Source organism: Clostridium sulfidigenes (genome assembly GCF_000732635.1).
In the GTDB taxonomy this organism is placed as follows: domain Bacteria; phylum Bacillota; class Clostridia; order Clostridiales; family Clostridiaceae; genus Clostridium_J; species Clostridium_J sulfidigenes.
In genome coordinates this window covers 17538-41305 of the sequence record NZ_JPMD01000031.1, presented here as the reverse complement: position 1 = coordinate 41305, position 23768 = coordinate 17538, and the positions used below count along the sequence as shown (strand labels likewise).

General features: G+C 29.5%; 22 protein-coding genes, 1 pseudogene and 1 riboswitch. Of the genes and pseudogenes, 7 read left to right on the top strand and 16 right to left on the bottom strand.

Annotation, left to right across the window (positions count from 1 at the left end; genetic code table 11):
• Positions 1-156: 156 nt before the first annotated feature.
• From IO99_RS12545 to IO99_RS12535, 3 genes are all read right to left on the bottom strand, one after another.
• Complete coding sequence (locus IO99_RS12545; RefSeq protein ID WP_035133942.1) at positions 157-1467, bottom strand: sodium-dependent transporter; 1311 nt, start codon at positions 1465-1467, stop codon at positions 157-159.
• A gap of 402 nt (positions 1468-1869) precedes the next feature.
• Positions 1870-3183: an FtsW/RodA/SpoVE family cell cycle protein gene (locus IO99_RS12540; RefSeq protein ID WP_035133939.1), complete on the bottom strand. Its 1314-nt coding sequence runs from the start codon at positions 3181-3183 to the stop codon at positions 1870-1872.
• Positions 3171-3515: a PadR family transcriptional regulator gene (locus IO99_RS12535; protein WP_035133937.1), complete on the bottom strand. Its 345-nt coding sequence runs from the start codon at positions 3513-3515 to the stop codon at positions 3171-3173. Before IO99_RS12535 ends, IO99_RS12540 begins: the two co-directional genes overlap by 13 nt.
• 297 nt (positions 3516-3812) lie before the next feature.
• On the opposite strand from IO99_RS12535, the gene IO99_RS12530 reads away from it, so the two are divergent.
• Positions 3813-4352, top strand: coding sequence for a 50S ribosomal protein L25 (locus IO99_RS12530; protein ID WP_035133935.1), 540 nt, complete (start codon positions 3813-3815; stop codon positions 4350-4352).
• Positions 4353-4434: 82 nt separating this feature from the next.
• Here IO99_RS12530 and IO99_RS12525 read toward each other — a convergent pair whose 3' ends face one another.
• The 3 genes from IO99_RS12525 to IO99_RS12515 form a co-directional block, all read right to left on the bottom strand.
• On the bottom strand, positions 4435-5322 hold the full coding sequence (locus IO99_RS12525) for a YitT family protein (RefSeq protein ID WP_198028586.1): 888 nt from the start codon (positions 5320-5322) through the stop codon (positions 4435-4437).
• A gap of 217 nt (positions 5323-5539) precedes the next feature.
• A riboswitch (cobalamin riboswitch) is annotated at positions 5540-5729 on the bottom strand.
• 76 nt (positions 5730-5805) lie between these two features.
• On the bottom strand, positions 5806-6978 hold the full coding sequence (locus IO99_RS12520) for a cation:proton antiporter (protein ID WP_035133933.1): 1173 nt from the start codon (positions 6976-6978) through the stop codon (positions 5806-5808).
• A gap of 18 nt (positions 6979-6996) precedes the next feature.
• Positions 6997-7341 (bottom strand): hypothetical protein, encoded by a 345-nt coding sequence (locus IO99_RS12515; protein ID WP_035133931.1) that lies wholly within the window; start codon positions 7339-7341, stop codon positions 6997-6999.
• A 188-nt stretch (positions 7342-7529) separates the two neighbouring features.
• Between IO99_RS12515 and IO99_RS12510 the strand changes: the two genes are divergently transcribed.
• Positions 7530-8042, top strand: a complete 513-nt coding sequence (locus IO99_RS12510; RefSeq protein WP_242844126.1) for a superoxide dismutase family protein — start codon at positions 7530-7532, stop codon at positions 8040-8042.
• Positions 8043-8163: 121 nt separating this feature from the next.
• Here the strand turns inward: IO99_RS12510 and IO99_RS12505 are convergent, their stop codons facing one another.
• The gene (locus IO99_RS12505) at positions 8164-11532 is read right to left on the bottom strand and encodes an AAA family ATPase (protein WP_035133930.1); all 3369 of its coding nucleotides are present in this window, start codon (positions 11530-11532) and stop codon (positions 8164-8166) included.
• Positions 11533-11589: 57 nt separating this feature from the next.
• Positions 11590-12261, bottom strand: coding sequence for a Crp/Fnr family transcriptional regulator (locus IO99_RS12500; RefSeq protein ID WP_035133928.1), 672 nt, complete (start codon positions 12259-12261; stop codon positions 11590-11592).
• Between the two features lie 109 nt (positions 12262-12370).
• Between IO99_RS12500 and IO99_RS12495 the strand changes: the two genes are divergently transcribed.
• Together IO99_RS12495 and IO99_RS12490 are read left to right on the top strand one after the other, a co-directional pair.
• Positions 12371-12583: a DUF362 domain-containing protein gene (locus IO99_RS12495; protein WP_035133926.1), complete on the top strand. Its 213-nt coding sequence runs from the start codon at positions 12371-12373 to the stop codon at positions 12581-12583.
• Positions 12583-13164 carry a 4Fe-4S binding protein gene (locus IO99_RS12490; RefSeq protein WP_035133924.1) on the top strand — a complete coding sequence of 194 codons (582 nt, stop codon included), beginning with the start codon at positions 12583-12585 and terminating at the stop codon, positions 13162-13164. The genes IO99_RS12495 and IO99_RS12490 overlap by 1 nt, the downstream gene beginning before the upstream one ends.
• Positions 13165-13191: 27 nt before the next feature.
• On the opposite strand, the gene hydG is transcribed toward IO99_RS12490, so the two are convergent.
• Both hydG and IO99_RS12480 read right to left on the bottom strand, forming a co-directional pair.
• Complete coding sequence (hydG, locus tag IO99_RS12485; RefSeq protein WP_035133923.1) at positions 13192-14610, bottom strand: [FeFe] hydrogenase H-cluster radical SAM maturase HydG; 1419 nt, start codon at positions 14608-14610, stop codon at positions 13192-13194.
• A gap of 81 nt (positions 14611-14691) precedes the next feature.
• The gene (locus IO99_RS12480) at positions 14692-14937 is read right to left on the bottom strand and encodes a TM1266 family iron-only hydrogenase system putative regulator (protein ID WP_035133921.1); all 246 of its coding nucleotides are present in this window, start codon (positions 14935-14937) and stop codon (positions 14692-14694) included.
• Positions 14938-15247: 310 nt separating this feature from the next.
• Between IO99_RS12480 and IO99_RS12475 the strand changes: the two genes are divergently transcribed.
• Positions 15248-16186 (top strand): AEC family transporter, encoded by a 939-nt coding sequence (locus IO99_RS12475; protein WP_035133919.1) that lies wholly within the window; start codon positions 15248-15250, stop codon positions 16184-16186.
• A 56-nt stretch (positions 16187-16242) separates the two neighbouring features.
• Here the strand turns inward: IO99_RS12475 and IO99_RS19845 are convergent.
• From IO99_RS19845 to IO99_RS12450, 4 genes and pseudogenes are all read right to left on the bottom strand, one after another.
• Positions 16243-17000, bottom strand: a pseudogene (locus IO99_RS19845) (metalloregulator ArsR/SmtB family transcription factor).
• Between the two features lie 110 nt (positions 17001-17110).
• Positions 17111-17431 (bottom strand): rhodanese-like domain-containing protein, encoded by a 321-nt coding sequence (locus tag IO99_RS12460; RefSeq protein ID WP_035133913.1) that lies wholly within the window; start codon positions 17429-17431, stop codon positions 17111-17113.
• A 250-nt stretch (positions 17432-17681) separates the two neighbouring features.
• Positions 17682-18245 carry a GNAT family N-acetyltransferase gene (locus IO99_RS12455; protein ID WP_084178171.1) on the bottom strand — a complete coding sequence of 188 codons (564 nt, stop codon included), beginning with the start codon at positions 18243-18245 and terminating at the stop codon, positions 17682-17684.
• Between the two features lie 371 nt (positions 18246-18616).
• On the bottom strand, positions 18617-20122 hold the full coding sequence (locus IO99_RS12450) for a carboxypeptidase M32 (RefSeq protein WP_198028585.1): 1506 nt from the start codon (positions 20120-20122) through the stop codon (positions 18617-18619).
• Positions 20123-20806: 684 nt separating this feature from the next.
• Between IO99_RS12450 and IO99_RS12445 the strand changes: the two genes are divergently transcribed.
• Positions 20807-21376 (top strand): LemA family protein, encoded by a 570-nt coding sequence (locus IO99_RS12445; RefSeq protein ID WP_035133910.1) that lies wholly within the window; start codon positions 20807-20809, stop codon positions 21374-21376.
• Between the two features lie 2 nt (positions 21377-21378).
• Positions 21379-22188: a TPM domain-containing protein gene (locus IO99_RS12440; RefSeq protein ID WP_035133908.1), complete on the top strand. Its 810-nt coding sequence runs from the start codon at positions 21379-21381 to the stop codon at positions 22186-22188.
• Positions 22189-22259: 71 nt separating this feature from the next.
• Here the strand turns inward: IO99_RS12440 and IO99_RS12435 are convergent, their stop codons facing one another.
• The gene (locus tag IO99_RS12435) at positions 22260-23120 is read right to left on the bottom strand and encodes an undecaprenyl-diphosphate phosphatase (RefSeq protein ID WP_035133906.1); all 861 of its coding nucleotides are present in this window, start codon (positions 23118-23120) and stop codon (positions 22260-22262) included.
• 192 nt (positions 23121-23312) lie between these two features.
• Positions 23313-23708 carry a PqqD family peptide modification chaperone gene (locus IO99_RS12430; RefSeq protein ID WP_051824093.1) on the bottom strand — a complete coding sequence of 132 codons (396 nt, stop codon included), beginning with the start codon at positions 23706-23708 and terminating at the stop codon, positions 23313-23315.
• Positions 23709-23768: the final 60 nt, after the last annotated feature.

The following is a 23768-nucleotide window of genomic DNA, read 5'->3' as shown; positions in this document are numbered from 1 at the left end:
ACTATATAAATATTAATATATAAAACTAGTTAACTATGAAAATAGTTAACTAGTTCTTCTGTTCATGCGGGTTTCAGAGAATTTACTATTTAGAATATATAGTTATTACCCTCTTTAAAATAGGAAAATCCACATCTAAAATTAGTATAAACAGACTTATATCCCACCGTAAATTATTCCTAGTATTATTACCAATACTGTTATAAGGATAAACCCATATTTTGAAAACATAAAAAATTTATTTCCTAACTTTCTCTTAGCACCTCTATTTATTTCTTCTAACACCTGTTCTTTGTTGTACATAAAGTAAAATACTATAAATACTAACAGTGCAGCTAATGGTGATATTACTATAGTAATTACATCTGCAAAGTTGCTAAACAAATTCATATTTAAATTTAAAGGTATTGATAATACAAATGACACTACAGCTATTAAAATAGTAGCTGTTTTTCTGCTTAATTTTGTTTGTGCCATAAAAGATTCTACTGGCCCTTCTAGCATATTTATTGAAGAACTAATTGCTGCAAATAATACACTTAAAAAGAATAGTATCATAAGTATTTGTCCACCAGGGATAGCTTTAAATATAGTTGGTATTGTTATAAATAATAGAGGTGGACCTGCTGCTGGATCTAAGCCAAAGGCAAATACTGCTGGCATAATAACAAAGGATGCTAATAATGCCGCAATAGTATCAAGTACAGCAGTACTCACTGCAGACCTTGGAATGTCTAAATCCTTCTCTATGTAACTACCATATACCACCATTCCGCATCCATTTAAAGATACTGTGAAGAAGGCTTGACCAAGTGCCATTACCCATGTATTTATTTTAAATAGGTATGACCATTGTGGTGTTAATAGGTACTTCACCCCATCTATAGCTCCAGGTAAAGTTAATGATCTAATAGCTAACAATATAAAAATTCCAAAAAGCATAGGCATTATAATTTTATTTATTTTTTCAATTCCCTTAGATATACCCATACATACAATTATCAAGGCTAGTACTATTGCTAGTAAATTCCATGGTATAGTTTGGGTGCTTCCTGCAAAACTTTCAAAGTACTTAGGTATATCAATATTTTTTATATTTCCACTAAGGCTAAGTCCTAAATACTTAATTATCCAACCTACTACCACATTATAAAACATAAACACTCCTGCAAGTCCTATGGCTGGTATAAATCCAAAGAGAGTTCCTCCCTTTAAACCTTTATTCTTAAACCCTTTTTTAATTCCTGTTAAAGCTCCTCCCTCGGCACCTCTTCCAAAGGCAAACTCTGTGATTAACCCTGTTGATCCTAGTATAAGTACAAAAATAAAGTATGGTATTAGAAATACAGCTCCCCCATTTTGCCCTAACCTGTAAGGAAACATCCATATATTTCCAAGTCCTACTGCTGCGCCAATACAAGATATCACAAATCCTGCTCTACTTGTAAAGTTCTCTCTGTTTTTCATGTTCTAATCTCCTTCCTAAAATAAATAAAACCACATAGATTGATTCCATGTGGTTTAAATAAGAAGGCATCAAATATAAAAACCACATAGATATATCTATGTGGTCTAATCACTAAACATTTGAGTATAGCAAATCTTCCTAACCATCATAGACACAAACCAAATTTGTTAAACTGGCTTGCATCTATAATTGTTTATAAATACAAACCCTATCTATAATAGCTAAGATAATATGCCATATTAACTTTTGTTGATTTAAAGTTAATTTCTCTACTCATTTTAATTCTCCTAAGTGTTATATTTTATTAAATACTACCATCATTATATATGTATGTCAACAAATTTTCTTAATACTTTTATTATATAATAATAGTAAATCATAATTTTTATTTTATTAAAAACCTAATTAACTTCTGCATCATATGGCGTATTTCTCCACTTGCATACATTAGATACTAAACCTATAGCTAAAATATTAATTAAAAGTTGGCTTCCACCATAACTAATAAATGGCATGCTTACTGAAACTGTAGGTGCTAATGTCAAGCTAACAGAAATACTTAGTAAAAACTGCACTATAAATAATGCACAAAATCCACTTACTAGTAATTTACCATAGGTTTCTTTAGTACTTTTTCCTATTATACCCATTCTTATTATGAATGCTAAAATTAAAGAAATTAGTATTATTCCAGCAATCCATCCAAAAGAATAAACTATATAGGTAAATATAAAGTCTGTATGAATTTCTGGCAACATATTTGGTATAAAATTTGCTCCCTGTCCAAACAATCCCGCCGATTCCCTTAATTTAACTAGTTGATTATAAATCCATCCCATTCCATCTACATCTAATGAAGGATTAAAAAGCACATGAAATCTTTTTATTCTGTAAGGTTCACTAACCATACAAGATAAAAAGATAACCCCCATAGCTCCAAAGGAAGTTATAATATGTTTTAATTTCACACCTGATATAATCATCAAAGTAATAGCTGATATGGCATATATAATAATGCTAACTGAAGCATTTCCAATAATAAAAAATATTATTGGTACAAAAGCAATAAAAATCCCTTTTAATATACTTTTAATCTCATTCCAATTCCACTTATCAAGCATTCCAGCTAAAGCAATGATTAGAAAAAAAGGTGCTATATTAAAAGCATTAAAACTAATTGGCCCAATAACTATCCAGCCCATTTCTCCATTTATATAGCCTGTATTTATAAAGATTTGGGATATTAACAGAATTATTACTCCACTATAAACATATTTAGAGTACTTTTTTAATTTTCTATAATCAATTTTAAGTAAAACTGCTGTTAATATAATTCCTCCTGATGCATAAATTATAGTCTTACCTAAAAAATTAGCATATGAACTGTGTGTCAATGCATTATTCTTCTGAATGAAGCCTAAAGTAAATATGCTAACTAATATAAATATAGCGGTTATACCTAAAAGCATCCAATCAGGAGATGCTTTATGAACCATATTCAAATCCCTTCCTATAACTTCGTATGAACCCATTTGCATAATAGCTTTATCTATAGCTTCCTCCTCCGTTATTCCAACATCTCTGTACTCTTGTATAATCTCTTCTATGTGATCTATAAGTTCCTCTTTTATATTTTTATGAACTCTTTTATTTTTAACTAATCCACATACTTCTTCTATATACTTTTCTACCTTCGGATGGTTTACTGTAGACATAAATCTCCCTCCCCTAATACTTCATTAACTGTAGAACTAAACAATTTCCATTCTGCTTCTTTTTCTTTGAGAATTTTGTTACCATTTTCCGTTATCTTGTAATATTTTCTCTTACGCTTTCCTTCGCCTTCATCCCAGTAAGCTTCTATAAAATTTTCATTTTCTAAACTATGAAGAATAGGATATAGCGTTCCCTCTTTAAAAGAGAAAATACCCTTAGACCTTTCTTCTATCTCCTTAATCATTTCATATCCGTACATATTTTTTCGATTAAGTAGACTTAATATAAGTATTGTCGTGCTTCCTTTCAAAAGTTCTTTATTTATTTTCATAATTCCACCCCTTACCTCGGTTTACTATACATAGTATATCTATGTATAATTATATATGTATATATTTACATTGTAAAGTATTATCTATTCTAATATTTTATGAATTTTGCTTTTTCCTTAATATATGTTATCATGGTATAAGTATATTTAAGGAGGTTGATGCATATGTGGGCTTTGTATAAGCTCTGTGTGTAATTAATAGTGCTTAGATTCATTTATGAATTTTACTGTGACAATTTTATATACTGAGCTTAATAAATCAACAGAAAATTATTAAAAATAAGTGAGGGATTTATTATGAAAAGTACAACATTTAAAGTATATGAAAGAAGCTCAAAGGAGAATTTAAAGAAGCTTAGAAATTTGGGAGAAGTACCTTGCGTAATCTATGGTGAATTTTTAGAAGAACCCATCTCTGCTAAGATGAATAAAACTGAACTGTTAAAAATGTTAAAAGGCAGTTTTAGTGGTTCTATCATACCTATTGATTTAGAGGGAAAAACTCTAAACTGTGTAGTTAAAGATATTCAAAAAAACAACCTACACGAAATTATACATTTTGATTTACAATATGTAAAACCAAATGAAGTAATTAAACTAACTATTCCTATAAATTATATAGGTCAAGAAAATTTGGAATCTAAAAGACTAGTTTTAGAAACCTTTAGACCATATCTTGATTTTCAAGGAAATGTAGAAAAGATTCCAGAATATATTGAAGTGAATGTAGCTAATATGCAATTTAATGATAAACTACTAGCTAAAGATATTAATATTCCAAGTGAAGTAACACTTCTTACTCCTGAGGACACTATCTTAGCTGTAGTAAATGGCTAATGTAAAATGAAATTTAAATTTAAAAAAGTGCTGATCTTATAAAAGACTAGCACTTTTTTCTTATATTTATTTAAATTACGTCTTAAAAAGATAACTGTTTAAATCCCTTTCCATGAGCTTCATTCACGTTCATTATGGATATAACTGCATTACCATCAATATCTAGTATAGCTTTCTTAGCCTTTTCCACTTGTTTAGAACTCATTATAGAGTATATAACTTTCTTTTTCTCTCCTGTAAAAGCACCTTCTCCATGAAGAAAGGTAACACCTCTTCCTAAAAGTTCCAAGATAGAATTTTTTATTTCCTCTGGATTATTACTTATCACTATAATTAATTTTCTCTCATTAGTCATAGTAATAGCTTTATCTAGAATATAGGCTCTTATAAATAGAGATATTAACGTATAGATAGTTATAGTTAGATCATTTAAAATTAACCCTGTAAAAACAATGACTCCATTTAATATAAATGTCATAGAAGCTAAATTAACACCATACTTTTTCTTTAAAGCAATAGCTATTATATCCGTTCCACCTTCTGAAGCCTTATTTAAAAATATTATGGCCATACCAAAACCACATAAAACTCCTCCACTTATACATGATATTAATAAATCATCTACTTTAATAAATCTAGTTATATCTTCAGTTAATATTAAAAATATAGACATTGATATCATACCAATAAAACTTAAAAACCCAAATTCCTTATTAATTACCTTAATTCCAAAACAAAATATAGGTATATTGATAAACAATGTAAAATACCCTGAAGGAATATCTGTTACATATTGTAAAAGTAATGCTATCCCAGCTACTCCCCCACTTAAAAACTTATGTGGAACTATAAACATATTTACACTTAAAGAATAAATTAAACTTCCTAAAAGAATTAATGATACTTGACCTAGTTTTTCTTTGATATTACTATCAGAGATAAATTGTTTAGTTACATATATACTACTCATTGTAATCTCCTTGTCTTAGCTAATATTATTAATGACCTTAAGATTAATCACTCCCCTGCATTTCATGTATATAAACTTATGTTTTTATACATGAAAAAAGACATCCTATACGGGATGTCTAGTATAACAATTAAAAGATTTACAAAAGTAGTTTCTCTTATGAAAAGCACTAAATACATCTTTCATGTTAGACACCTCCCAGTTTCCCCGTGGGTTTTTTGGTCTATATCCTATGGCAGGTCTCCTGACTTCATATCAACATATATTCTAACCTTCCCATTAACTAAGTTAACAGTGGCTTATCTAGAATACACTCCTTGTTACAGTGACGGGTTCGTGTTGGATTTTCACCAACTTCCCTTTTAATTTAAAGAATAAACTTTAAAACCATAAAATATATTTAATTTTATAGACTCATTATATCATTGTTTATAGTAAATTTAAAGCCAAATCAACGATGTTATACATGAACCATATTTATTATTAAGCTTTATTTGCTTCACCTGCTTTAAATATAGCTATTTTAGTACATAGTGGGCCTATTAACTCATATATAACAGTTCCTGCTAATATTATAGTTCTAATCTGCGTACCATAAGCTGGTAATTCATTTTGAACTATAAGTGCTAGTCCAATAGCTACTCCTGCCTGTGGTACTAAAGTTAATCCTAAATATTTTTGAACTATAGGCTCTGACTTAGCTATCTTAGCTCCTAAATAAGCTCCTAAAACTTTACCAATAACTCTAGCTATTACATAGCCAGCTCCAATTATACCTACAGTCTTCAAAACTGACATATCTAGTTCTAATCCTGATATGGTAAAGAACGCTATAAATATTGGATTAGTAAACTCATCTAATACAGTAAGTAATTTAGTTTTACCATCGGTAATGTTACTGATGGTTCCACCCATAACCATACAAGTTAATAATCCAGACAAATGTAATTTGTTAGCTAGGCCTATAGCTAATAAAATTACACCTATAGCCATGCTCATAGTTTGCTCTCTACTGTTAGATAACCTATTAATAAATGCTAACACAAATCCTAGTATTATTCCTAAAACAGCAGATCCTATAATCTCTATAAAAGGATTCATTATTGACATCACTGTCAAAGCTCCTGTCCCATTTGTTAAAGCTTTTGCAATAGATAAAGCTATTCCAAAGGCTATAACTGCAATGGCATCATCTATAGCAACTACTGGTATAAGAGTATTTACTAAGGGTCCCTTAGCTCTATATTGCTTTAGAACCATAATTGTAGCTGCAGGTGCTGTTGCTGAAGCTATTGCGCCTAAAGATAAACTAAAAGCTAATGGTTGCTTAAATACTGTTATCATAACTAAAGTTACAACTACTACTGCCATAAGTGCTTCAAATAAAGCTATAATTATAATTCCAGAACCAATTTTCTTTAAATCCTTAAAATTAAGAGAACTACCTATACTATAAGCAATAAACCCTAAGGCAGCCTCTGAAATAACTGTTAATCCATGGATAGCTTCAGTAGGTACAATCTTTAAAACAAAAGGTCCTATTATTATCCCTGCTAATAAGTATCCTGTTACCTTTGGTAGTTTAATATAACTTACTAGTAATCCTAAAAATATACCTGCAAGTATTACTATCCCTAGTACATATAACCAATTCATCTTTAACTTCAGTCCCTCCTAATTTTGTTGAAAACTACCTCCAAATACCCTATTAACTGGAATTGTAAATGCTATTCCATTACCTGGGCCATTTAATCCTCCAGTTACTTTGTTAATAATCTCTAGTGCTTGTTCTATTCTTTCTTTCTTTAAAACGGTAAATACTGTTTTATTAGATGACCTTCCTTTGTTTAATAATAATTGAAGTGAAGAAAACATACTTGCATCTTCACAACTAGATAAAATGTTAGCCATCCCTACAGTATCAATAATTGTAGACCCACTTATACCTATGTTAGTGAATTCAACCATTATTTCCTCCAAATCTCTTGGGTCATTTAATACAAATATAAGAACTTCCATTTATATCCCTCCTCTTCCTTATATATCTATTATATATTTTTTGTTTATTAAAATCAAATTTACATAAATTTGATTTAATTAAACTAAATTTAATAAAATACATAAAATATTTATATTTCATGTTCACACACAAACTTACTACAACATATTATAAATTATATTGTATCAATAAAGTGGAGTGTATTAATATGAGAATGGCTAATGATAAATTTAGTATTAACGACATAATTATGAATCACGGTATGCCTGAACCAACAGCCTATGCAGTAATTGAAGGTGGACCTTTAGCTCCTGAAATGAGCGGTAAAGCAATGTTTTGTTCTTTAACTGATGGAATACTTCTTAAAGTATGTGTTACTGGTATTCCAAGATACAACTCTGAAGGAAAACCTTCACTTTTCCATGGATTTCATATCCATGAGTTTGAAAGTTGTAATATAGGTGATCCAAGTGATCCTTTTAAAACTACTGGTGGACATTGGAATCCAACAAATGAACCTCACCCTTATCACCATGGAGATCTCCCACCATTAATGTCATCAAATGGTATTGCTGCAATGAATGTATATTTAAGCAGATTTTCTATAAAAGATATTATTGGAAAAGCTATCATAATCCATGAAAATGCTGATGACTTTACTAGTCAACCTGCCGGTAATTCTGGAAAACGATTAGCTTGCGGAATAATAATGCCTACTTAGATACTGTTTATACTTATTAATTGTTAATACAAATTATATGTATCAAGCTTATAAATTTTATACTAAAGTAAAGAACTATATCAAAACATATCTTGATATAGTTCTTTACTGCTTTATTTTACTACTTTACAATATTTCTTTTTAAAAATTCTTTTTTACTATTTACTATGTCATCTAAGGTTATAAAATTTATACTATCTCTACTAAATTCTTCATCACATATTCTAATACTCTGAGTTCTTATAAGATTATCTAAATACTGTTTTATCATTAATCCATTTTTTATTACTAAATTTGGATTACCATATATATCTATTATAGTTTTATTAATTTCCTCTTCTGCATCCTTCGATAAAGAATATCCCTTTTTACTTAATATACTTAATGCTATATTACATAGTCCCATATAATCATAATCTTCAAAATCAAACCAAGTTGGAAATCTGTAGTTAAAGGCTGGATTAGATAATACTAGTTTTTTCATTCCTTCTTTTTCTCCTGAAAGGATTAATATAACCTTATTATTTTTATCTAAGAATTTAATGAAATCCGATACTATTTTATTATATTGCTGTTCCTCTAGGAGAAGGTCTACCCTATTTAGAAATAGCATTTTCCCTGAAAATTTACTAAATATATCTTCAATTTTTATTCCCTTATTAATCATTGCCATGAATTCATATTTATCCATTTCTACAATGTTTTTAGCTTTAACTATTCCCATACTATAATACATTTCTGAGAGAATATTAGCTACAGTTTTCTTCCCTGTTCCATTTTCCCCTGTAAATATTATATTCATATATCTATTGATATCTGATCCTAATCCTAATTTTTTTCTTCTTTCTCTAACCTTTAAAAGCTTATATTGATTTTTTAAAAATTCCTTTGCATCTTCATTACCAACTAATAGCTCTAATTTACTATCTAAATTAAAGATGTTATCATCGTCAATAACATTTATATTTTCTACATCCTTAGCAGTTATAAGATTCATCTCATAAACGCTGATATCCTCTTCTACAATTCTTATGCTTTGATTTCTAATTAGTTTTTCTACGTAATTTCTAACCATCCTGCCATTTCCTGATTGTGCATCTGAGTTATTGTAGATTTCAACAAAGCTTTTCTTTAAAGCTATATATCCATTCTTAGATAACTTAAATCCCTTTGCTTCAACAAGTTTTACAGCCATTTCAAAAAGTTCATTGGGATTATAATCTGCAAAATTAGTCCATAATGGAAATCTTGACCTTAAACCTATGTTTACATCAAAGAATTCTTCCATTTCTTCTTCATATCCAGCTAATATCACTATTACTTCCTTAGAATAATCTTCAATTAACTTTAACAGAGTTTCTATGGCTTCAATTCCTAATGAGTCATTGGCAAGGGTATATGCTTCATCAATAAATAATACTCCTCCTAAAGCTTCTTTAAACTTCTCTTCTGTTTTCTTTGGGGTTTCCCCTGGAACTTCTGATACAAAACTTGATCTATCAGTTTCTACTAGTTGACCTACCTTTAATAATCCCATACTATTTAGCATTTCAGCTACTAATCTTGCTATGCTTGTTTTACCTGTGCCTGGATTACCTGTAAATACCATATTTAAATTTTGCTCTATCTTAGTATTTACTCCAACAGATTTCCTTTTTTCCTGAGCAACTATAAGCTTATATTGACTTCTTAATAGTTTTTTAACGTCATCAAGTCCTATTATTTCATTTAATTTTTCTTCTAAATCAAACTTTGCATTTGCTCTAAAGTTAAAGTTATCTCTATCTAATAAATCAATTTCCTTATCACTATTAGTTAGATATTTTTTAGAAGCATCAATTATTGCATTTTCCACTATATTTCTTACAAACCTAGCATTACCTAAATCATTTTTGCCTATAATTTGGTTTCTTGTAAATAAATCTATTAACCCTGCTTTTACATTTTTGGCTATTCTATACCCCTTAGATTTAGCTATGTTAACTGCTATTTCATACATTTCTACTGGGTTGTAATCTTTAAAGTGTATAGTATTTGAAAATCTAGATTTTAGACCTTGATTTATAGTTAGAAATCTTTCCATATCCTTTTCATAACCAGCTAATATGACTATTAAATTATCTCTATTATCCTCAATGCCCTTAAGTAATGCATCTACTATTTCCTTACCAACCTTATCTTCTTCACTTTCACATAAGGAATATGCTTCATCTATAAATAGTACTCCTCCTAAGGCAGAATTAATTACATCATTTGTTCTCTTAGATGTATCATTAATGTTCTCTGTAACAAAATCTGCTTTACTCACCTCTACAAATACACCTTTAGTTAATATACCTAAGGCGTTTAAATATTCAAAGGTAACCCTAGCTGCATTAGTCTTTCCTGTGCCTGCATTTCCTGTGAATATCATATTCATAGATATCTTTGAAGTTTTTAGTCCAAGTCTTTTTCTTATTTTTTGTACTTTCCAATTATTTTCAACATTTATTATAAAATTCTTCAGTTCTTCTATACCTATTATAGAATCCAATTTATATTTTACTTCTTCAAGGGTAGGTACTAGATAGTTTTCTAACTTGTATATTTCATCATCTGATTTGCAATATATCTCATTCTTATCTACATATATTAAAATCTGACTTTCACTATAAAGTCCTTCCTTTTGTATTAGGTTCATAATTGGTTTATAAATTTTATAGGATATATATTCACTGATTCCAAAATTGCTATCTTCTATGAAGTTTTCTTGTAGAAAACTACAAATTCCAAAGTTATCTTCCTCTTCATCTTTATTTTCTATTCCAAGAACTATATTTCCTTGCATATGCTTTTGTATACCATCTATTGACCTTAACACTTCTCTTCTAATTACTTTATTTTGTTCCTCTTCTGTAAGGCTTTCAGTATATAACACCTCTTCCCTATTATCTAAAATTCCATCTTCTATTACATTATCATCACTATTATAAATAAATATGAAAAACTTATTATGACAGATGAATTCTCCTATATTGTCTTTATCCTTACTCTTTGCTTCAATAAGAAACTTATTTTTCATAATATAGTTATCTTTTAACTTTAAACAAGTATTAGGATATATTTCTGATAATACCTTTAAAATATTTTCTGAAGCTTTTTCAGTATTTTTAAACATTATAACCTGTGAACTACTATTTAGTTTTTCATATAAGTCACTTAAAAAAGCATTATATCCTAAATTAAAATTGTAAGAGGCTAAATCTATTTCATCTATATGATAATCTTCAGTTATTCCTTCCTCGTTAAGTTTTTCAAATAATAGCCTTACACTAGCTTTTTTAAAAGTTCCTCGTTTACCGGCTAAAAGTAATATGCCCTTCTTATCTTCTTCAAACTTTTCTTTAAAATAATTGCACAATTTATGAATGAATTCTCCTTGCCCTATTATTTCATTATTCATTTTTTTTACTATATTTAAAAAACCATTACTTAAACTTTTGTCTTTCATATATAACTTCACCCTTTCTTTTGTTTATGTAATTATCTTTGTATTATAATTTCCTTACTAATTATATAGTTCGTCTAAATCTTTTAGTAATTGAATTTTACCTCTTGATATTAATAAATATCCTTTTTTCTCTAGTTCCTTAAGCTTTCTGCTTATTACTTCTCTTGAAGAATCCAATTCAAAAGCAAGTTCTCCATGGGTTGTATAAATTATTTTAGTATTGTTACTAAGTAATAATTTAACCAATCTCCTTTCTAAGGATTCATGAATTCTAGCCTCTTTATTTTCTATAACTCCTCTAAATTTTGCATATAAATCTTTATAGATAACATGCATAAATCTATAATCTCTTAGTAAATATTTTTTTACTATATCTGATGGTAAGATAGCAATTAAAGAATCTTGCATGGCTATGCCTTCTATATTTAGTGATTGACAATTTACAAAACAACTTAACGCTTCATGACATAGCTCACCACGCTCTACATTATATAGATTAGTTTCATTTCCCTCTTCTGTTACTTTTTGAACCTTTATAATTCCACTTATAACAAATAACATACCTATGCAGTTTCCACTATCTGTTTTTAAATACTCCTCACTTAATAAACTTTTAAAAATTACATTTTTTCTTATAATTTCATGGCTGTCATCTATTTCTTTTAATACAGGATAAGCATCATACAAAGCTTCAAGTCTTTTATTAAATACATCTAAACTATTTAACATATTATCCTCCTAAAAAAATTGCTTGTGTGACTATATCACATATTTTCTTTTAATTATACAGTTATAATATGCTTACTACAACATTTATAAAACAGGAGGATGTAAATTTATGGAAAAGAAAATTGTTAAAAGAAAGGCTTATGTGGATACTAGCTACTGTGTAGCCTGTGGTGCTTGTGAAAAAGTCTGTCCCCTTGAAGCCATTGCTATTAACAAGGGTATTTTTTCAAAGGTTGATTATGATAAGTGTGTTGGATGTGGAAAATGTGTTAAAGCTTGCCCTGCATCTACTATAGAAATTAAACAACAAGGAGGTAACTAATGAAAAAGAGGAAAAAGCATCTTTATGAATATCTTTGGATATTATCATCCCTATATTTAATTTTAGGGTTATTTAATATACTCTTTGCTTGGCTAGGATTAATTTGTTTCATCGTACCTTTATTAATTTCAATAGTTAAAGGAAATAAAGGCTATTGCAATAAATACTGCGGTAGAGGACAACTATTAGATTTATTAGGTAATAAATTAAAATTATCAAGAAATAAGCCTATGCCTAAATTTTTAAAATCTAAATATTTTAGATACGGATTTTTAATTTTCTTTTTAACTATGTTCATTAATATGGTATTTAACACATATTTAGTTTTCCAAGGGACAAATACTCTAAAAGAAGTTCTTACTATACTTTGGACCTTTAAATTACCTTGGAACTTCACAGATTTATCCTATGTTTCTCCTTGGATAGCTCAATTTAGTTTTGGCTTCTATAGCTTAATGTTAACTTCAACTCTCCTAGGTATAGTTACCATGGCTCTCTATAAACCACGTTCTTGGTGTGTTTATTGTCCAATGGGTACCATGACTCAAGGAATTTGTATAATTAAAGATATGAAAAAATAGAGGGCTAGCCCTCTATTTTTATTATATTTAGAATCTAAAATCACGTTTTCCTTCATTAAGTTCTTTTAGGTGTTCCTCTACAATACCCTTAACTTTAGGATTAGGAATTTTCATAGCTTCATTTTTTATGACTTCTTCGCCTTTAGCTTTTGTATCTTCAGATGCATAATCCTCTAGATACTCTTTTAAAGTCATTAGGGCGTTAGGTAAACAACAGTTAGAAATTTGGCCTGATTTTACTAACTGCATAAATCTGTCTCCAGTTCTACCTTCACGATAACACGCAGTACAGAAACTAGGGATATATCCCATACCAAGTAACCAATTTACAATTTCATCTAGAGTTCTTGTATCACTGATATCAAATTGTGCTGAATTTTCTTCTTCTTTTTCCTTCTGAGCATATCCTCCAACACTTGTACATGAAGCTCCACTAATTTGAGAAACTCCAAGGTGAAGCACTCTTTCTCTAGATTTTTGAGATTCCCTTGTAGATACAATAATTCCTGTATAAGGTACTGAAATACGTAAGATTGCAACAATCTTTGCAAATATATCATCAGAAATTCCATTAGTAAAATCTTCTGGATTTACTTCATCAGCAGGACAAATTCTAGGTACACTGATAGTATGTGGTCCTACTCCCATGGCTGCTTCTAAATGCTCTGCATGCATAAGTAATCCAACAAAATCATACTTATACATGTTTAATCCAAATAAAACTCCTATACCAACGTCATCTATACCACCCTCCATAGCTCTATCCATAGCTTCAGTGTGATAATTATAATCATGCTTTGGTCCTGTTGGATGTAATTCTTCATATAATTTTTTATTATAGGTTTCTTGGAATAATATATATGTTCCTATTCCAGCCTCTTTTAATTTTCTATAATTCTCAACAGTGGTAGCAGCAATATTTACATTTACTCTTCTTATAGCACCATTTTTATGTTTTATGCTATATATAGTCTTTATACTTTCTAATACATATTCTATAGGAGAATTTATAGGATCTTCACCTGTTTCTAGTGCAAGTCTTTTATGTCCAAGATCCTGTAATGCAATTACTTCCTTTTTAATCTCTTCTTGAGTAAGTTTCTTTCTAGCTATATGTTTGTTTCCATGGTGATACGGACAGTATATACATCCATTAACACAGTAATTAGAAAGGTATAATGGAGCAAACATAACTATACGATTACCATAAAATTTATTCTTTATCTCCATAGCTAGCTCTTCTATCTTTTTATTTTCTTCTTCTAAATCACATTCTAATAGTACTGCTGCTTCTTGGTGGTTTAAACCTTTACATTCTCTAGCCTTCTCTATAATACTATTTATTAACTCTTTATTATTTTTATTTTTCTTAGCATATTCAAGGGTTGATAATATTTCTCCATCTTCAATAAATTCAGTTGCTACCTTAGATTTTACATTATACATACATCTACTCTTCTTTCTTAATAAGATTTTAAGTGCTTTATTCTAATATATACCTAATCGTTCTGATTTTATATATTTACTCTACTTCTTTGAATAGATCGTTTTTACAGTAATACCATCAAGCATACCCAACTTACCAGATAATGAACTAATAATATCATTAGTTGCATCTATAATTACGCTGATAACACACACCTCCTTGTCGCGATATGGTACCCCCATTCTCCCAACAATATATTGTCCATAGTCATGTAAAGTATTATTTAATTTTTCTGTAGCTGTAGTATCCTCTACTATAATTCCAATCAATGCGATTCTTGTTTCCAAAGCTTAAGCTCCTCTCAAAAAAATACTCTCTGCGTCCCAATAGAGAGCAGAGATAGTATATCGCTATCCTATGACACCGCCTTATCATTTGGGCTAACCCTCATGTAATTCAGAACGATTTAAATCTATTACTCTTCCTCCTTGGATACTTCCTTAGAGTAAGACTACATTTTTATTTTAACACCTATTACAAATATTATCAATTATTACTTATACATTGAAAAACACTTTAACTTTGTATACAATTAATTGGGACAACCATATAAAATATGAGAAATAGATTAACAAAAGACTAGAAAGGATATTAATTATGGAAAATTTGATTTTATCAATTAATGTAGTTTTACCACTGTTTCTTACCATGGCTTTAGGATATGTATTAAAGCGATTGAAAATGTTTGATGACAATACTCTAAAGGTTATGAATAGTATCACCTTTAAGGCTTTTTTGCCTCTATTGTTATTTTATAATATATATAAAACAGATTTAAAAGGAGCTATAAATCCCAAACTTATTTGCTTTGCACTTATAAGTGTTACCCTTACCTTTATAGTACTATGCATTCTCATTCCCCTTATTGAAAAGGATAATAAAAAACGTGGTGTTTTAATACAAGGTATATTTCGTAGCAACTTTATAATATTTGGTCTACCTGTAGCATGTTCCCTATTTAGTGAGGACAAAGTTGGTGTTGTAGCTATACTAATAGCCACTGTTGTTCCTTTTTTTAATATGTTAGCAGTGATATCCTTAGAAATTTTTAGATGCGGAAAGCTAGATATTAAAAATACTCTAAAAGGAATTATTACTAATCCTTTAATTATAACATCAGCAATTGGACTATTCTTTCTTATCTTTGGAATAAAACTTCCAACAGCTATTGAAAAATCCATAAGTGATATATCACGAATTGCTACACCTCTTTCCCTTATTTTACTTGGTGGTTCCTTTTCTTTCACCGATGTAAAAGCTCACTTGAAACAAACTATTATAGGTGTAACTGGTAGACTTATTGTAGTTCCTAGTATTCTTATGCCTATAAGTATATGGTTAGGTTTTAGAGATATAGAACTTATAGCGTTAATGCTTATCTTTGCATCCCCTACTGCTATTTCTTCCTTCACTATGGCTCAAAAAATGGATGGTGATAGTGAATTAGCTGCCCAAATAGTAGTATTTACTTCAGCCTTTTGTATACTTACAGTATTCCTGTGGATATTCACATTAAAACAGTTTAGCTTAATTTAGAGGATAGAAGTAAATACTTCTATCCTCATACAGTTCTTTCAATTCTTAATTATATTTTAATGATGGTCACATCCATCATGATTACAAGTATGATTCATAGTGAATTCTGACAACTCACCATTTTTAAGCTTCTCTAAGTTTGTATTTATAGTTCCTTCTGCTGCTCTATATACCTTTATTCCTTGGGAGTTTAACTTAACTATAGCCCCTTGACCAATACCACCTACAACCACAGCATCTACTACTTCTCCTGATAATGCTTTCATTGGTTGACACATACCATGCTGATGACCTAAATCACCATTTCCTATAGTCTTAACCTCATTAGTTTCTAAATTACATACTACAAACATTGGAGCTGTTCCAAAGTGTCCATATGGTACACTCTCCATACCTTCATTAGATTTAACTGGAAAACAAACCTTCATTACTCTTCCTCCTTTAATCTCTCTTTACAGCATTTCTTTACCACCTTACAATTTTTTTCACATTGTAAAGCATGAAAGCTCTCTAAACTTACATTAAACTTATCATCTATTGAGCATATGTCATCAGTAATTAATACATTAATAAATTCTATAGCTTTTTCTAAAACTTTCTTATTTAAGTCATAGATTACATGATATCCTCTTTTGTAACCTACAATTAAATCTACTTCCTTAAGAATTTTAATGTGTTGTGATACTGCAGCTTCAGAAATTTGTAAATGCTTAGCTATTGCCTTTGCACAAATATTCTTCTTAGATAATAATATTAGTATTTTTATCCTTGTCTCATCACCAATAGCTTTAAAAACTTTTACACTTTCTATCATATATACTCCTTTTATAATATAATTTAATTAAGTATTAACTTAATTAAATTATATTACTCTTAAGTGATTATATCAACTACAAATTAAAATATTCTATACAATAATTAAAGTTATTTTCTTTTAGCCCCTTTATATGCTCCAATACCATCTCTAACATTAATCACATTAAACCCTTCTTTAGTTAATCTCCTACAAGCAAGTGAGCTTCTCGAACCTGTTTGACACATAAGGTAATATTCATTTTCTTTTTTAAAATATCTATCTGGATTGTTTAAAAGATTTCCCATTGGAATATTTCTAGCTGTTTTTAAACTTCCATTTCTATATTCATATATTTCTCTAACATCAATTAAATTAATCTTACCTAACAAACTATCTATATCATTAATACTTATTACTTTTCCATTATCCCTTTTTAAAAAGTTAAACATTGTAACGCCTCCCTATATATGATAACTCAAAATCTGCTTTTTATTATATATATATTTTACCCTTTTTAATATTTTATTTATGTGAGTTAATCACTTATTGTTTATTATTAATAGTCAGATGGGTTTTGCAGTCACTAAATTTAGATTTAACTAATTTTCATATAAAATGCAATAAAAAAATAAGAACTATAAAACTGAAAGTTTATAGCTCTTATTTTTTAACAGCCTAATGTTATATAATGTCCTCTTTCTATTTTAGCGCTTCACATATAATTGATTCATGAAAATCAGTATTCAATATATCCATGAAGACTTCATCAAACTCATTATTTCCATATATAATAGAGTTTCTTCTTCTTCCTATCTCTTTAAAGCCAATCTTCTTGCATAAGTTAATAGCCCTTTCATTAAAAGAAAAAGTCTCTATCATTATGTTTCTAAGATTTATCACATTAAAAGCAAAATCCAATATTAGCTTTGTTGCTTCTGTTCCTATACCTTTATTTCTATGATTCGAATCCCCAATAAACATTCCAAGAACAGCATTTTTGTGTATGTGGCTTATTCTCATAAGCCTTATGATCCCTATAGCCTCGTCGTTTTCAGAGTCAACTATATAGAATGCATATCCTCTCTCATTCATACCATTTAAATACTCTCTTTGAGCATCAACTGTTATCATATCTGATATATCTCCAGTTCTTATGGAAACTCTCAAGTCATTACTCCATTGAGCTACCTTATCTGCTAGTATATCATCCACTGGAGAAAGATAACATTTATCTCCAACTAATTTCTTTAAAAATTTCATCATATCTCACTTTCTTTTATGCATGCTAAATCTATTGTATTTTACGGAAACTCCTTCTCATATATATTCGAATGAGTAAGTTCGACTAACTAAATAATAGATTTAGAGTGATGTTGCTAAAGCAACCTTTCGCTTTGCTCTCGAAGAAACTCCTTCTCACATGCACTGTTTTAAAGGAAACTCCTTCTCATATATATTCGAATGAGTAAGTTCCACTTACCAAATATAAAATTTGGAGTGATGTTGCTAAAGCAACCTTTCGCTTCGCTCTCGAAGAAACTCCTTCTCACATGCACTGTTTTAAAGGAAACTCCTTCTCACATGCGTTCGAATGAGTAAGTTCCACTGACCAAATATAAAATTTGGAGTGTCACTTATATTTCGTAGATTTCTCCGTATTTTTTATTTAGGTACTCTAAGAAATATTTAGGATTTAACTCTTCTCCTGTTACTTTTACAATAAGCTCTGATGGAGTATAAAGAGATCCAAACTGATGTATGTTTTCTCTTAACCAATCTTTTATCACTGCAAAATTACCATTTTTAACCTCTTCATCATAGGTAGGTATATCTTGTCTCATTTTATTTAAGAATTGAGCTCCATATACATTACCAAGAGCATAGCTTGGGAAATATCCAATTAAACCTGCACCCCAATGAGTATCTTGAAGAATTCCTTCTGAATCATTTTTAGGTTCTACTCCTAAATAATCCTTGTATTTTTCATTCCAAGCAGCTGGTAACTCTTCTACTGTGATTTCATTATTCATGAAAGCTCTTTCTAACTCATATCTAATTATAATATGAATACTGTAAGTTAATTCATCTGCTTCTGTTCTAATTAAAGAAGGTTCTACCTTATTTATTGCTTTATAGAAATCCTCTAAATTAACTCCTTCAAATTGAGGGAATCTCTTTTGAGCCTCTGGATAAAAATAAGACCAAAATTCCTTACTTCTTCCTAAAATATTTTCATAGTATCTAGATTGTGATTCATGTACACCCATAGAAGTTCCACCTGAAACACCTGTATATTCTAAATCATCTGCTGAGTTTTGCTCATAAATACCATGTCCACCTTCATGAATATTGCTAAAGAAAGCACTTCTAAAATCATGTTCATCATAATTAGTTGTTATTCTAACATCTTTATTTCCGAAGTTAGTTGTAAATGGGTGAACAGTAGTATCTAGTCTTCCTGCCTCAAAATCATATCCTAATTTTTCTAAAACAAATTTACCAAATTCATCTTGATCTTTAGTAGGAAATTGCTTTTTAAAGAAGGACTCGTCTATACTTACCTTAGAGGCTTTAATCTTCTCTAAAAGCTCTACTATACCATCCCTAAGCTCTTTAAATACTTTATCTACCCTATCTACAGTCAATCCTCTTTCATAATCATCTAAGCATTTATTATATATGTTTCCTTCATATCCTATATATTCAGCAAATTCCTTATTAAACTCTATTATCTTTGCTAGATATGGCTTAAAGCCTTCATAATCATTGTTTGCCTTAGCTTGTTTCCAAAATGCTTCTGATGTTGAGCATAACATTTGATACTCTTTATTTCTTTCAGGTGGTATCTTTATAAGTTCATCATAGTTTCTTTTTAAATTTTCTATAATCTTTTTATCCTTGAAAGATAATTTGTCCATTTTATCTGAGAAGTACTCTATCCATTCCCCTATTTTTGAAGAAGTCATAAGTTTTATACACTCTGAATATAGATATCCCACTACTTCAATTCTTCCATCTATAGCTTTAGATGGTATTCCTGTTTGCATATCCCAATGTATTAAGCTTTCTGCATGAATTAAATAAGTTACGTTTTTAATATGCTCCTTTACTTCATTTAATTTTTCATTAATGTTCTCCATTCTCCCCACTCCTTATAACTTGTATTACATAATTTTCGTTGTACTAATTATATCTTTATTTTCAATATAATTCCATAGTTATTTATTAAATTTATATATATTATTGCTTTATGCTACTTATTTAATTAAATAACTTTATTCAATTTATACACCTAATTTTTAATCACATTAATTTCCTTCTAAAATTATTTATAATCTAATAATAATTTTGTCACACAGATGTCACAATATACCCTTATTATAAATATCAACAGGAGATAATAAATATTTCGTAAGTAATTCCCCCAAGATTATATAAGAGATAATTAATTTCCTAATATTTAAAGCAAATAAGTTAACCCCTGGAATAAGTATCTCCACTTTTAATATTACTTTTTAGTAATATTAAAAGTGGAACCCCTAAGTATTAAGTAAAAAGTACTTCATAAATAATCCCCCGATTATAAGTGAAGCTAAAAATTAACCCCTCAAATAAGAAAACCCTGTGTAAATCACAGGATTTTCTTATTTACATTGATTTTGTAAATTTTCTTGATTATAATGAATATAATGTAAAGCAATGGTTTTAATTTATCACTCATTACTTTATGTTTCTAATTAATCTTGTTAATAATAAGATTAATTCATATATAATATGTGAAATTAAAACATATACTAATTTAAAGATTGAAAGGAGAATAAATTATGAAAAAAGGTATGAAGGTTTTCCTTCCTATAATAATTATTATGATTATTATTGCTGTATTTTTAGTTGGAAATTACAATAATCTTGTATCTCTTAAACAAGGAGTTAGTGCAGCGGAATCAAATATTGATACTCAGCTTCAAAGAAGATCAGATTTAATCCCTAACCTAGTTAATACAGTAAAAGGATATGCAACTCAAGAAAAGGAAATATTTACGGAAATAGCTGATGCTAGAGCTAAACTTGCAGGAGCTACAAATATCTCTGACCAAGCAGCTGCAGATACTGAACTATCTAATGCTCTTTCTAGATTGTTAGTAGTAGTTGAAAATTATCCTGACTTAAAATCAAATCAAAATTTCTTAGATTTATCAGTGCAATTAGAAGGAACAGAAAATAGAATTGCAATAGCTAGACAAGATTATAACAATGTAGTAACAAATTATAATACTAAAATCTTAAGATTTCCTACCAACATAATTGCTTCATTATTTGGATTTGACGAGAAACCATTTTATAAAGCAAGTGCAGGTGCTGCAGAAGTCCCTTCTGTAGACTTTTCTAAATAAAGATGAAGAGTACAATTAAATTTTTAAAGCACTGTCTTTCTTTGCTTGTTGTTATTCTGTTATCTTTTTCTTTTAGTGCATTAGCAGAAGATACTTATCCTAGCCCAACTATATATAAATATTTAAATGATTATGTTGGTATTATAGATAGTGAGGATGCCAATAAAATTGTTTCTCTAGGTAAGGAGCTTGAGGATAAAACAGGTGCTCAAGCTGTAGTTGTTGTAATGAACACCCTAAACAATACTCCAATTGAAGATTATAGCAATAGTCTCTTTAGAACCTGGGGAATAGGTGAGAAAGGCAAAGACAATGGTCTTTTAATTCTTGTAGCCATAGATGACAGGCAATGGAGAGTAGAGGTAGGAAGAGGTCTTGAAGGTGCTATACCTGATGCACTTTCAAGTAGAGTTATGACTTCCATTGCAAAACCAAGTTTTAAAAATGGAAACTATAGTGAAGGAATTCTAAATAGTTATAGTGTTTTATGTGATTATGCTAGTGAAGAATACGGTGTCACCTTAGATAAGTCTTTGAATGTTACAATGCCTAGTGAAGAAGATTATGAGGATAATGATGGTTTTAATATATTTATATTTATAGCTATCATCGTCATTGTATTTATAGATTCCATCTTCAATAGGGGTAGATTACTACGAATGTTGTTTTGGACTAGTAGAGGTGGAAGAGGTCCTAGAGGTGGCGGTGGCTTTGGTGGCTTCGGCGGTGGCGGTGGTTCTTCCGGTGGAGGCGGCTTTGGTGGCTTCGGTGGAGGTTCCTCCGGTGGTGGTGGGTCATCTGGTAGCTGGTAGTTATAAAAAAAGAGAACAAATTCATTTTTGCAATGAATTTGTTCTCTTTTTTATTAAAGTTATCATTTAATTTAAGCTACTAAAGTAATAACCTTTGTAAATACTAGCACAGCAAGTAGTACTCCTACTGCTACTCTGTATATAGCAAATACCCTCATAGGCTTTTTCTTTAAGAAAGTAACAAATTTGTCCATAACTATTATTGATACAACAAAGGCAACAATAAACCCAACTATTAATGCAACCCATAAGGTTGGAGTCATAATAGAATAGTTAAATTCAAATAAATCTTTAGCTGATGATCCTACCATTGCAGGTACTGCTAAGAAAAATGAGAATTCTGCTGCTACTGGAGTTGAGAGACCTGCAACCCAACCTCCCATTATGGTAGATGCACTTCTTGACATTCCTGGCCATACAGCAAGAACTTGGAATACTCCTACCTTTAATGCTTGCATAGGTGTTATATCATCTATGTTTTTAACAGCTTTGTTTTTTCTCTTTCTAAAGAAGTTTTCCACTATAAGCAATAAGAATCCTCCCACTAATAATCCAACAATTACTGATTGAAGATTAAATAAGCTTTTAATTTGCTTATAAAAAACAACTCCCACTATTCCCATTGGAATGCATCCAATTAATACATTAATTCCAAATTTAAATCCAGTTTGACCCTTCTTACCCAATGTGAATATGCATTTAAAAAATTCTATTACACTATCACTAATCTTCTTCCAATATAATACCACTACTGCAAGTATAGCCCCTAGTTGAATAACTACCTGAAACATATCAGCAAACTCACCACGGAAGTTAATAGCATTACCAACTAATATCATATGTCCTGTAGATGATACTGGAATAAACTCAGTTAATCCTTCTACTATTGCAATAATTATTGCTTTTATTATAATTATCAAATCTAAACCCACTAATTTTCACTCCTTGCTACTTGTACCAATTTTGACATACATATAGTTTACCTTACATGTATAAATAGAACAAGAGGATAACCTTACATATATCTTTCAATGATGTAAGGTTATCCTCTCTAATACCTATAAACCTTGTATTTACATAGGTCTTGTAATTTTAAATTTTATGTTAATTAAATATAATGTATACTAAATTTCAACTTCTTTATCATATTCTTTAAACCTTATCCATCCTCTTTTAGATATGTATTTTAAATAAGTTACTAATCTATATAGCTCTCCATCTACATTTTCTTTATAAGTTTCTGCCATGAGTTTTGCAATATCATAGACAGTTCTTTTTCCATCTATGTATTTCCATACTGTAGAACATCTTTCATCTAGTTCTAATTTAGTCTCAGGAGTTCTTTTAACCATCCAAGCTAGAAACTTTTTAACTGGATCAGTAACTTTTATATGTATAATTACTTTGCCATCTTTTTCTTCCCAATTTTCTTGTTTAATTTCAGGTACATAAAGGGCAAAATTATGCTTTGTATCTTGAGCTTGTTTTTCTATTTCTTCTTGTTTTTTATTATTTTTCATGCAAAATTCCTCCTAGCTTATTTACAACTAATAAATATAAGATATTCTATGATTCCAATG